A 10,814-nucleotide genomic window follows, 5' to 3' on the forward strand; every position below is an offset into this window, starting at 1 on the left:
TCATGCTTGTTAGAGACGTCATGACTACAAACGTCATAACTGTCCCAAGTAACACCCCGCTTATTGACGCCGAAAGGATAATGCAATTTCACAGGATAGAAAGGCTCCCAATCGTAGATAAGGGAAAACTTGTAGGTATCATAACGAAAAACGACGTCCTTAAAGCCTCGCCTTCGTCTGCCACATCTCTGAGCAGGTCCGAGCTTCTTTACCTCCTTGCCAAATTGACTGTCAAAGAGATTATGAAGAGGAATGTAGTTACCGTTCCCCCAGATATGCCAATTGAACAGGCTGTCGCTCTTGCTCAGGCAAAAAGGGTTGGTGCCTTAGTAGTCGTGGAAAACGATAGGGTAGTAGGAATAGTAACGACCAATGACATATTTTATAAGGTTGTAAACCCGCTTTTCGGGATCGGGGAGAAAGGAACAAGGATAATAATCTACGGTGGGGGTGAACCTCGGAATCTATGTTCCATCATGAATTACGTATGCGAGAAGGATCTGTCGCTTAAAACCTTATGGGCACTCAAAGTTCCAGATTCCGAAAGGACAGAGCTTGTTCTCCATTTCGACAGAGACGATGTAAAAGATGTAGTTGAAGATCTAAAGAAGATGGGATTCGAAGTTGAAATAAGACCGCACGAACCAGAAATCGCTTGACAATGTAATCCGAATTGAATTAGAATAGCGTGTAGACTGGAAGTAAAAAAAAACTCTAAGAATAAGGAGGGGTTATGAAGAAGCTTATCTTAATTTTGACCGTCGTAACGTTATTTCTTGTCTCAACCAGTTATGCCCAAGTAAAGATTGGCGCGGTGATCAATCTTACTGGTCCTGCCTCTTCTTGGGGAATCTATCATGCAAAAGGACACCAGGACTACATAAGGTACGTCAATGAGGTCAAAGGGGGAATAGGCGGTAAGAAAGTTGAACTTACCGTTATGGACCACGCTTACAAAATCCCTGAGGGTCTAAAACACGTAAAGAAGTTCTGCGAGGAAAGAGTCAGCATGCTTGCCACATGGGACACAGGTTTGGGGATTCAGGCAAAGCCGATAGTTCAGGAGTACAAGATTCCGACAATCAACTACTCCACTGGTCAGGATATCTTAAAGCCGCCAATAGACTATATGTACCTACCCTTCGGCACGTACATTTTAGACTCATACGCGATACTAGAATACATAAAGGCTATTCATAAGGGAAAGGAACCACCGAAAGTTGGACTTCTGACCTACAATAACCCTTACGGAAAGACGATCCACGAGCCAAGTAAGGAATACGCGGCAAAACACGGAATAAAAATAGTAGGAATTGAAGAGTTCCCTCCAGCAACGGTTGATCTCACGACCCAATTACTAAAGCTCAAAGAGGCAGGGGCTGAGTACATATTCATGCAGATTCTTCCGGCAGGGATAATAACAGCCCTAAAAGCGGCGGATCATCTTAACTACAATGTACCTTTCTTTGGCACCTGGACATCTACCGACCCTGACTTCTTCAAACTCGGAAAAGGGATCATAAGGGATAGGCTATTTATGCAGTTCTGCGGTGCCCTACCTCAGGATGATACACCAGGTATAAGGCTCTATAATGAGCTTGTAAGAAGGTACAAGTCGGTTGCCGGATTCGATACCTCTTACTGGGAAGGTGTAGTGATTGGGATGATCATGGAGAGGGCATTAGAAAAATCGTATAAGATGTTTGGCAACTTCGATCCAGTAAACGTGAACAAGGCACTAGAGACTTTCAGAAATGAGGACTTTGGCGGACTTATTCCACCTGTGACTTACACTAAAGACAACCACGAGGGCTCATTCGTAGCCAGAATCGTCCAGATCCACGAAGACGCCACATACACTCCTCTCACCAACTTCTTTACCCCGGGCAAAGGTCAGATGAAAGTTTTGAGAGCACCGAAATGAGAGCATTCCGGGGAGAACCTTCCATATACTCAAATGCTCAGCCTGCCGATAGGCGGGCTGAGCTTAAAATTGAGGGTGTTACGTTGAGTTTTGGTGGGCTTATGGCCCTCCATGATGTAAGTCTTGAAATAAAAACAGGGGAATTTTTAAGCATCATTGGACCGAATGGGGCAGGCAAAACGAGTCTTTTGAACTGTATCACTGGATTCTATCATCCCCAAAGGGGTCGAATAATTTTTAACGGCGAAGATATAACTGGACTCCATCCCCATGAGGTAACAAAAAGAGGGATAGGGAGAACTTTTCAAAACATAGAGCTTTTTCCAGGAATGACAGTTCTAGCAAACATATTCCTTGCCCGCCATCTTTACTGCAACTATAGTTTTGCTAAGGCCGCAATATTTTCCCGCTCGGTACAAGAAGAAGAAGTAAAACACAGACAGATAGTAGAGGAGATAATAGACTTTCTCGAGATGCAACCTATAAGGAAAAAACTAGTCGGTTCATTACCGTATGGGCTCAGAAAAAGGGTAGAGCTCGGAAGGGCACTTGCCCTTCAACCAAAACTTCTCATTTTGGATGAGCCCTTTGCAGGCATGACCTTAGAAGAGAAAGAAGACATGGTGAGATTTCTAAGGGAGATAAATACGAGATGGAATCAGACGACCATTCTTGTTGAACACGATATGGCAGTTGTCATGAGTATCTCAGAAAGGATAGTTGTTCTCAATTTCGGCGAAAAGATCGCAGAAGGTCCACCCGATGTCATAAAGAATCATCCCGAGGTTATAAAAGCCTATCTCGGAGAAGAAGCTTAAAAAGGGGAGAAATGAGATGAAGATGGACCGTCAATATCTCGCAGAGCTACAAATGTATACAATTCCTCAAATCCTTTACAAGCAGGCCGAGCGTCTAAAAGATAGAGTTGCTTTAAGAAAAAAGTGGCTTGGAATCTGGCAAACAATCACCTGGCAGGAGTACTTGGCCTTTGTAAAACACGTTGCATTAGGTCTTTTATCTTTAGGCGTTAAAAGGGGAGACCATGTGGCTATTATTATGGACAACCAGCCAGAATGGCTTTTTTCAGAGCTGGGTGCCCAGTCAATAGGCGCCGTCACCTTAAATCTCTTTACATCCTCCATCGCAAAGGAGTTTTCCGTTCTTTTAAATAGATTTGAGGCAAAGGTCGTCTTTGCCCAGGACCAGGAGCAGGTGGATAAACTGTTAGAAATAAAGGAAGAGATAAAAGATGTAACAAAGGTCATATATATCGATCCCACTGGAATGAGCTCATATTCAGATTCCTGGCTCATGTCCTTTAAGGTCTTGCTTGAACTTGGTAAAGAACTTGAGAAGAAGGAGCCTGATCTTTTCGAAAAAGAGTTGTGGAAGGGGAAAAAGGAAGAAGTCAACTTAATGATGATGACATCCGGAACTACTGGGATCCCAAAGCTTGCCATGCTCAAGCACGAAAGTTTTGTCGATATGGCTCTCAAATGGATAGAGACGGCCCCCATAGAGGTAGGTGATAACTGGATATCCATCACTCCTCCTGCATGGATAGTGGACCAGATGTGGGGTATTGGAGTGGCGATGCTATCCGGCATGGTTATGAACTTTCCAGAAACTTTAGAGACGATTACTGATGACTACAGAGAGATCGGTCCCTCTATAACGATCACGTCGTCGAGGTTCTGGGAGGATCTTGCATCGAAAATAAGGGTAAAGATTGAGGACAGCGGTTACATAAAAAGGAAATTCTACGACTGGGGCCTTAAAATAGGGCTCACGGTTACAGACCTGGAATCGAAAAAAAAGCCTGTGCCAATCCATCTTAAGCTTTTGCGTTCTATCTTTAAGTACGTAGTCTATAGGCCTTTACTTGACAGAATTGGTTGTCTACACATAAAGGCAGCAATAACCGGTGGTCATCCAATAAGCCCAGACGTAATAAGGTTCTTTAGGGCCATAGGCCTTAACCTAAAGCACGCGTACGGACTAACAGAAGGCTGTGGCGTATTCCAGGTGCAGCCGGATGATGAGGTAAAACCAGAAACAGTAGGAAAACCTCTTCCCAGAACAGAGGTAAAGATTGCACCCGACAATGAAATACTCGTTAAATCTCCTTCATTGTTCGTTGGATATTACAAAGATGAGGCAGAAACGAAAAAAGCTCTTGAGGACGGCTACCTTCACACAGGAGACGCGGGCTATATAGATGAGGATGGACATCTAATAGTCATAGGCAGAAAAGAGGAGATAATGAGGCTTAAGGGTGGGGAGGCATTCTCTCCAGATTTTATAGAGACGAGACTGAAGTTCAGTCCTTACATTAAAGAGGCTGTGGTTTTCGGGGAAGGAAGGGATTACGTAACAGGTTTTATCTGCATCGATTTTGGAAATGTTGGAAGCTGGGCAGAGGCCAGAATGATCCCTTATACGACTTACACCGATTTGTCCCAACAAAAGCCTGTTGAGGAACTCATTCTGTCCGAGGTTAGAAGGATCAATAATGAGCTTCCAAAGCCTATGAGACTTAAAAGAATCCTCCTTCTTTACAAGATGCTTGACCCTGATGACGAAGAACTCACAAGAACCGGAAAGGTAAGGCGAAAATTCGTTTATCAGCGATATTTAGACCTTGTGGAGGCTATGTACGCCGGAAAGAAAGAGATTGAAGTTACTGGAAAGGTCCAGTATCGGGATGGGCACGTGGGAACCATAACTACGACTGTGAGGATTCTAGATGTAGAAAGTATAGATTAAAAGGAGGGGTTAGATGGACTTCTTTTTACAACTTTTAGTTCAGGGATTGTCAGTTGGATGTCTTTATGCAATTGCGGCCCTTGGATTCGTTATGATCTTCAAATCGTCGAGTGTGCTTAACTTCGCTCATGGAGAGCTTTTGGCCATAGGAGCTTATATCTTCCTTGTAATATCGGTTTGGCTCAACCTTCCCATATATCTCGCATTTATCATAACATTTGTTGGCAGCTTTCTACTCGGCTTCGTAATAGAGAGGCTCTTTTTAAGACCCATGATTGGAGAGGCTCTTATTGAAGTGATAATGCTCACTGTCGGTCTTGCAGCGATGTTTAAAGGCCTTCTGCTATTCATCTTCTCAGGGAACACTTACGTTTATCCGAGCTTTCTCCCGGCAGGGCTAACATTAAAGATAGGAAGCGTTTCCATCTCACCGGTCTACACTGCGACCTTTTTAATAACTATTGTCTTCCTTATCGTCTTTGGCCTCTTCTTCAAATACTCCTCTCAAGGGATATACATGAGGTCGGTTGCTGACAGCCAAACAGCTGCTCTATCTTTGGGGGTAAACGTAAGAAGGGTCTTTGCCTTGTCTTGGGCTATTGCATCACTTGTCTGTGCCATGAGTGGTATAGTGCTTGGTATTTTGAACGGCATAAACGTACACGATCTCTCAAAGATGGGACTTAAGGTATTTCCGGTTGTGATCCTTGGAGGACTAGAAAGCATAGGAGGGGCAATAATTGGAGGTCTCATAATCGGGGTTATTGAGACACTTGTTAGTGGGTATTTTTCAACTTCATTAAGGGATGTTGTTGCGTACATCATTCTCGTTATAATCCTTATGATAAAGCCCTACGGGCTTTTTGGACTAGTAGAGATAGAGAGGGTGTAAGATGAAGCTGAGACTTAGGCCATGCGGAAATTACAAAGAGAGTTACTTTGAAGAGCTCGCAATATTCGAGACCGATTTTGGCAGGGTCTGGACTGTTATAGGTCTTATTCTGCTCTTTTTCGTGATACCATTTGTGTTTGGTTCTTACGGATTGTACGTCTTAAACCACGTCGGAATATACGCAATAGCCGCAGTTGGTCTCAATATCCTAATTGGCTTTACAGGACAGATCTCATTGGGCCATGGAGCTTTTTTTGGAGTCGGAGCTTATACATGCGCCATCCTTATGACCCGTTTAGGCGTTCCTTTTATTCTTGCAGTCATATGCGGCGGGATAATGACAGCTCTTGTCGGGCTCATTTTTGGTATACCATCTTCGAGGCTTAAGCATCTTTACCTCACAATATCGACACTTGCAGGACAGTTCATCTTAGAATACATCTTCGTTCACTGGAAGTCCCTTACAGGTGGGACGGAAGGTATAATACTTCCAAAGGCCACAATCTTTGGATTCACTCTTAAAGGTGATCGTGCGTTCTTTTATGTCATATTCATCTGTTTTGTACTTTTCCTCTGGCTTGCCAAAAACATAATAAGGACGAGATACGGCCGGGCATTTATCGCAATAAGGGATAACGATCAGGCTGCAGAGGGAATGGGAATTCCAATATTCAGGTATAAGCTTCTATCATTCGGTATAAGTTCCTTCTATGCCGGATTTGCAGGTGCTTTATGGGCAGCCTATACGGGAAGCATAACCCCTGAACCATTCACATTCCTTCTCTCGATTGAATTCATTGCAATGATCATAATAGGCGGTCTAGGAAGCATAACGGGAAGTGTTTTTGGAGCAACTTTTATAACTTTACTCAATGAGTTGCTTTCTCAACTTGCCACATACCTCATGAACCTAAAAGGATTGGCAGGGGTAGCCATGACGATAGCCCCTTTAAGAGAGTTCTTCTTTGGTCTGATTATTGTCCTTTTTCTTATCTTTGAACCGAAAGGACTCGCAGAAGTTTGGAGAATTGTAAAAAGCAGTTTTAAACTCTGGCCATTCTCTTACTAAGGGGGAGAATATGGAGAATAACGTTGCGCTGCTCATAAACAACATAAGCGTCGTCTACCACGATGTGATACAAGTCCTCAAAGGGGTCTCTCTCGAGGTCAAAAAAGGGCAGATAGTGTCCCTTTTGGGAAGTAACGGGGCCGGTAAAACAACAACGCTTAGGGCTATTTCCGGTCTTTTGAAGCCTGAAAACGGAAGGGTAACGGAAGGATCCATAATATTCGAGGGAAAACCGATTCACAACAAGCCACCGGAGGTGATAACGAGGCTCGGAATAATCCAGGTTTTAGAAGGCAGGGTTCCTTTTAAGTACCTAACAGTTGAAGAAAATCTAAGGGTTGGGACAGCAACGAGGTGGGGAAAGCCTTATAAAGAGGATTTGGAATTAGTTTACCATTACTTTCCAAGGCTTAAAGAATTGAGAAACAGGCTTGCCGGATACTGTAGCGGTGGAGAGTTGCAGATGCTGGTGATAGGAAGGGCTCTTATGGCTCACCCGAAACTTCTTTTACTGGATGAGCCGTCTTTGGGGCTTGCCCCTTTTCTCGTGAGAGAAATCTTCGAAATCATAAAGAAAATAAACGAGGAACAGGGAACAACAATAGTCCTTGTCGAACAAAACGCGAACATGGCTTTAAATATAGCCACATATGGGTACGTCATGGAGAACGGAAAGATAGTGATGGAAGGGAACGCAAAAGACTTAAAGGAGAATCCCGATGTGAAAGAGTTTTATCTCGGAACAACCGCAAAGGGAATGGTAAAGAGTTATAAGGACGTAAAGGCCTATAAGCGGAGAAAGAGATGGCTCTAAAGGGGGATAAGATGTCAAAAAAGGATTTTTTTGATGAATTCGAAATTATGGACAGAAAAGAAAGGGAAAGTTATCAACTACAAAAACTGAGAGAGCATATAAAAAGAGCTTATGAACGCGCAATCGCTATAAAGGAACTCTTCGACGCAAAAGGGATCAAGCCTGAGGATGTGAACGATTTTGACGATCTTGAGAAGCTTCCAATAATAAGGAAGGCAGATGTCATAGAGCTTCAAAAAAGATATCCACCTTACGGAGGATTGCTCACCGTCCCTGAAGAAGAAATAGAGCGCGTTTTTATAACTCCAGGTCCCATCTATCTTCCCCATCAAGTGGAAGAGATTTCGTGGTTCGGAAAGAGTTTTTTCGCCGCAGGCTTTGGGAAAAAGGATGTGGTTATAAATACGCCCACCTATCACATGTCTCCTGCAGGAATCCTCTTCCATGAAGGGATCCGCGCGGTCGGAGCAACTGTAATTCCAACGGGTGTGGGAAATACGGACAGCCAGATAAAGACTATGCTTGACCTTAAAGTCACAGGATATGCGGGGATGCCTAGTTTTCTTATGACGATAATAAAAAGGGCGGAAGAGATGGGCTACGATTTTAAGAAGGATTTCTCCTTGAAAAAGGCATGGTTTACGGGAGAGATGCTCCCATCCTCAATGAGGAAGGTCTTTGAAGAGGATTACGGGATAGATACATATCAATGTTACTCCGTTACCGAGCTTGGTGGTTGTGTGGCGTACGAGTGCAAAGAAAAGAAAGGTATGCACTTTATGGACGACTATGTAATAGAGATCGTAGACCCAGAAAGCGGAAAAAGGGTGAAGGAAGGGGAGATAGGCGAACTTGTCGCAACACCTATCCACAATCCGTGCTGGGGGCTTGTAAGGTTTGGCACAGGTGATATGACCTCATACATAAGCGAACCGTGTCCGTGCGGGAGAACATCCTATAGGATCACAGGTATAGTCGGCAGGAGTACGGACGCCGTGAAGGTAAGGGGAATGTTTGTTGTGAAAAAACAGATGGAGAGTTTTTTTGGAAGTATTTCGGAGATATCGAAGTATCAGGTTATCGTTGATAGAAAGGGCGAGAGGGATGAGATACACCTAAAGGCAGAGCTCAAAGAGGGGATAACCGACAAAGAGGTGCTAAGAAGGAGGATCGATGAAGAGTTTCCTAAAAATCTGCGCGTAAGACTGGACTCTATAGAGTTTTGCGATCCAGGAACCATAAAGGAAGAGGAGACATTAATAGACAAAAGAAAGTGGGATTAATTAGTCTTTCCCCGTATTAGCGGATAAATGCCTACGTACAGTATGACTACTGAAGCTGCAAGAAAAAACCTGTAAGGTACGTTTAAGGAAAGATCAAAGAAGGATACCGGAACATAGGCGGAAAGTACGTTCTCTATAAAGTTGCCACTCCTTTTCCATCCGGAAATAAAAAGAGCAGGTAAAAAGGAAAAAAGAAAGGCTATTACCGAGGAAAAAAGGATTCTTCGATCCATTTCTAGTCCCTAATCAGAAGAGGGTTGAATCTCGTCTCATAATCAAAAACATCCATACCTTCCTTACGTTTCAAAAAGTTGACTATAACGTAAGTGAGAGGAGTGAATAACGCTTCATATATGGTCTTTGCGAGCCACTGGTAAATGACTGTAAGTAAAAGCACAGTGTGTGGCATCTCTCCGTAGAAGGCAAGTGTTATGAAGACTAAAGAATCTATGCCCTGGCCCACCAAAGTCGATGTTATCGTGCGAACCCATAGGAATCTTCCCTTAGTCTTTATTTTTAGCTTCGCAAGGACAAAGGAATTTGAAAATTCCCCCAAAAGATAAGCCGAAAATGACGCAAAAAGAAGCCTGGGAGCATATCCGAGTATCCTCTCATAGGATGCCTGACCGTCCCAGAATTTTGCAGGAGGGAGTATCCCTGCTATGTGGGACGCCAAAACGAATATCAGATTACAAAGAAATCCAAGCCATATGACTTTTCTTGCCGCACTATAGCCGTATACTTCTGTGAGTATATCCCCAAAAATGTAGCTTAGAGGAAAAACGATGATTGCCGCAGGCAAAACTATCCCAGATATTTCTATGAGCTTTACAGCGATTATGTTGGACGTTATAAGACACGTCACAAAAATCGAAGATGAGAGAAGAAAAAGACCAGAGTAGTTACTTTGTCTTTCCATTTTTATCGCTCTGTTTTTAATAGCAAAGGTTCGAACTTTAATTCAACAGGATTTTTCTTTTACCTTTCCTAAAACGATGAGGCCAAAGATAAAAAGTGTAGATACAAAGATTGCTGCGATTCTTTGACTTCCAGTTAAGTACGAAATGGCACCGAATGAGGCAGGCCCAATTATCGAAGAAGATTTACCCACAAGGCTATAAAGCCCAAAGTACTTAGATACTTCCACTTTAGGTATGAATGTTGCAAAAAGTGCCCTCGATGAAGCCTGAAGAATCCCCAAAAAGAACCCACCTGTGAGGCAGGCTAGGCCAAACTGCCATTTTTCAGAAGAAATAGCGGCAGTTATGGTTATTATAATCCAGGCAACAAGCGAAAGACTGAGAGTCCTTTTATAACCTATCGATTCGATAAACCTTGCAATTATGAAAGCTCCAAGCATGGCAGATAACTGAGTGGAGAGATACAGTTGGACGATCTCAGCTTGTCCAAAGCCGAATGTGAAAGATGCGTATATGCTTGAAAAGACAATAACGGTATTTATTGCGTCTTCATAAAAAAGATAGGCCAAGAGGAAATACTTTAGGTTTCTGTCTTTTAATACCTTTCTTACAAGCTTCAAAAGCTCGTCCAGACCCTTTTTTGCCGCCGACATAACACCCGTTTTTATTGATCTTTCGGGTGGAAGAGTAACAATAAGAGGAATTGAGAATAAAAAGAAAAACGCTCCACAAAAAGGCCAGATAAGGTTCGTAAGCCCCCTCTCGAGCAAAAAAAGGGACATGAGAAGCGAAATAACAGAGCCTAAATAGCCGGCTGCGAATCCGATGGCTGAGATCTTTCCAAACCCATAGTCCTTCTCGATGAATACAATAAAAGAATTGTAAAAGACGAAGGCCATTTCCATCGAAAAGTTCGCCAAAATTACGAGTAAAAAACCTTCAATCAGCATTCCTTTTTTCAAGAGCGAAAAAGAACTTACGGATAAGAAACAAAGAGCCGTAAAAACAAAGAGCATCTTCTTTCTTGCCCCTAGAAGGTCAGCTATTCCACCTGCGTAAGGAGAAAGAAGAGCACAGAAGAACATACTAATGGATATTGCTTTACCCCACAGCGCATCACCCAGGTTATTCTCTGTGCCGACTATA

11 protein-coding genes are annotated in these 10,814 nt (G+C 43.1%); 8 read left to right on the top strand and 3 right to left on the bottom strand.

The window, feature by feature from the left end:
* Positions 1-2 precede the first annotated feature (2 nt).
* The 8 genes from NZ583_05405 (at position 3) to NZ583_05440 (ending at position 8,748) form a co-directional block, all read left to right on the top strand.
* Positions 3-659 (top strand): CBS domain-containing protein, encoded by a 657-nt coding sequence (locus NZ583_05405; GenBank protein MCS7281048.1) that lies wholly within the window; start codon positions 3-5, stop codon positions 657-659.
* Positions 660-733: 74 nt separating this feature from the next.
* On the top strand, positions 734-1,924 hold the full coding sequence (locus NZ583_05410) for an ABC transporter substrate-binding protein (GenBank protein MCS7281049.1): 1,191 nt from the start codon (positions 734-736) through the stop codon (positions 1,922-1,924).
* Positions 1,921-2,742, top strand: coding sequence for an ABC transporter ATP-binding protein (locus NZ583_05415; protein ID MCS7281050.1), 822 nt, complete (start codon positions 1,921-1,923; stop codon positions 2,740-2,742). Before NZ583_05410 ends, NZ583_05415 begins: the two co-directional genes overlap by 4 nt.
* 22 nt (positions 2,743-2,764) lie before the next feature.
* Entirely contained in the window at positions 2,765-4,690 is a 1,926-nt protein-coding gene (locus NZ583_05420) for an AMP-binding protein (GenBank protein MCS7281051.1), read from the top strand.
* 13 nt (positions 4,691-4,703) lie between these two features.
* Positions 4,704-5,582: a branched-chain amino acid ABC transporter permease gene (locus tag NZ583_05425; protein MCS7281052.1), complete on the top strand. Its 879-nt coding sequence runs from the start codon at positions 4,704-4,706 to the stop codon at positions 5,580-5,582.
* Position 5,583: 1 nt separating this feature from the next.
* Positions 5,584-6,651: a branched-chain amino acid ABC transporter permease gene (locus NZ583_05430; protein ID MCS7281053.1), complete on the top strand. Its 1,068-nt coding sequence runs from the start codon at positions 5,584-5,586 to the stop codon at positions 6,649-6,651.
* A gap of 10 nt (positions 6,652-6,661) precedes the next feature.
* Positions 6,662-7,465 (top strand): ABC transporter ATP-binding protein, encoded by an 804-nt coding sequence (locus NZ583_05435; GenBank protein ID MCS7281054.1) that lies wholly within the window; start codon positions 6,662-6,664, stop codon positions 7,463-7,465.
* Positions 7,466-7,476: 11 nt separating this feature from the next.
* Complete coding sequence (locus NZ583_05440; GenBank protein MCS7281055.1) at positions 7,477-8,748, top strand: AMP-binding protein; 1,272 nt, start codon at positions 7,477-7,479, stop codon at positions 8,746-8,748.
* On the opposite strand, the gene NZ583_05445 is transcribed toward NZ583_05440, so the two are convergent.
* The 3 genes from NZ583_05445 to NZ583_05455 form a co-directional block, all read right to left on the bottom strand.
* Positions 8,745-8,981, bottom strand: coding sequence for a hypothetical protein (locus NZ583_05445; protein MCS7281056.1), 237 nt, complete (start codon positions 8,979-8,981; stop codon positions 8,745-8,747). The two genes, NZ583_05440 and NZ583_05445, sit on opposite strands and share 4 nt — an antisense overlap.
* Positions 8,982-8,983: 2 nt before the next feature.
* Complete coding sequence (locus NZ583_05450; protein ID MCS7281057.1) at positions 8,984-9,667, bottom strand: queuosine precursor transporter; 684 nt, start codon at positions 9,665-9,667, stop codon at positions 8,984-8,986.
* A 42-nt stretch (positions 9,668-9,709) separates the two neighbouring features.
* Positions 9,710-10,814 (bottom strand): MFS transporter (locus NZ583_05455; protein MCS7281058.1); only part of this gene is annotated, 1,105 nt, incomplete at its 5' end.

Source organism: Thermodesulfobacteriota bacterium, from assembly GCA_025062045.1.
In the GTDB taxonomy this organism is placed as follows: domain Bacteria; phylum Desulfobacterota; class Syntrophorhabdia; order Syntrophorhabdales; family JANXAF01; genus JANXAF01.

Bases quoted from the DNA above. Each gene is read 5' to 3' on its own strand.
- NZ583_05405 (MCS7281048.1), top strand. From the start codon at position 3: ATGCTTGTTAGAGACGTCATGACTACAAACGTCATAACTGTCCCAAGT.
- NZ583_05410 (MCS7281049.1), top strand. From the start codon at position 734: ATGAAGAAGCTTATCTTAATTTTGACCGTCGTAACGTTATTTCTTGTC.
- NZ583_05415 (MCS7281050.1), top strand. From the start codon at position 1,921: ATGAGAGCATTCCGGGGAGAACCTTCCATATACTCAAATGCTCAGCCT.
- NZ583_05420 (MCS7281051.1), top strand. From the start codon at position 2,765: ATGGACCGTCAATATCTCGCAGAGCTACAAATGTATACAATTCCTCAA.
- NZ583_05425 (MCS7281052.1), top strand. From the start codon at position 4,704: ATGGACTTCTTTTTACAACTTTTAGTTCAGGGATTGTCAGTTGGATGT.
- NZ583_05430 (MCS7281053.1), top strand. From the start codon at position 5,584: ATGAAGCTGAGACTTAGGCCATGCGGAAATTACAAAGAGAGTTACTTT.
- NZ583_05435 (MCS7281054.1), top strand. From the start codon at position 6,662: ATGGAGAATAACGTTGCGCTGCTCATAAACAACATAAGCGTCGTCTAC.
- NZ583_05440 (MCS7281055.1), top strand. From the start codon at position 7,477: ATGTCAAAAAAGGATTTTTTTGATGAATTCGAAATTATGGACAGAAAA.
- NZ583_05445 (MCS7281056.1), bottom strand. From the start codon at position 8,981: ATGGATCGAAGAATCCTTTTTTCCTCGGTAATAGCCTTTCTTTTTTCC.
- NZ583_05450 (MCS7281057.1), bottom strand. From the start codon at position 9,667: ATGGAAAGACAAAGTAACTACTCTGGTCTTTTTCTTCTCTCATCTTCG.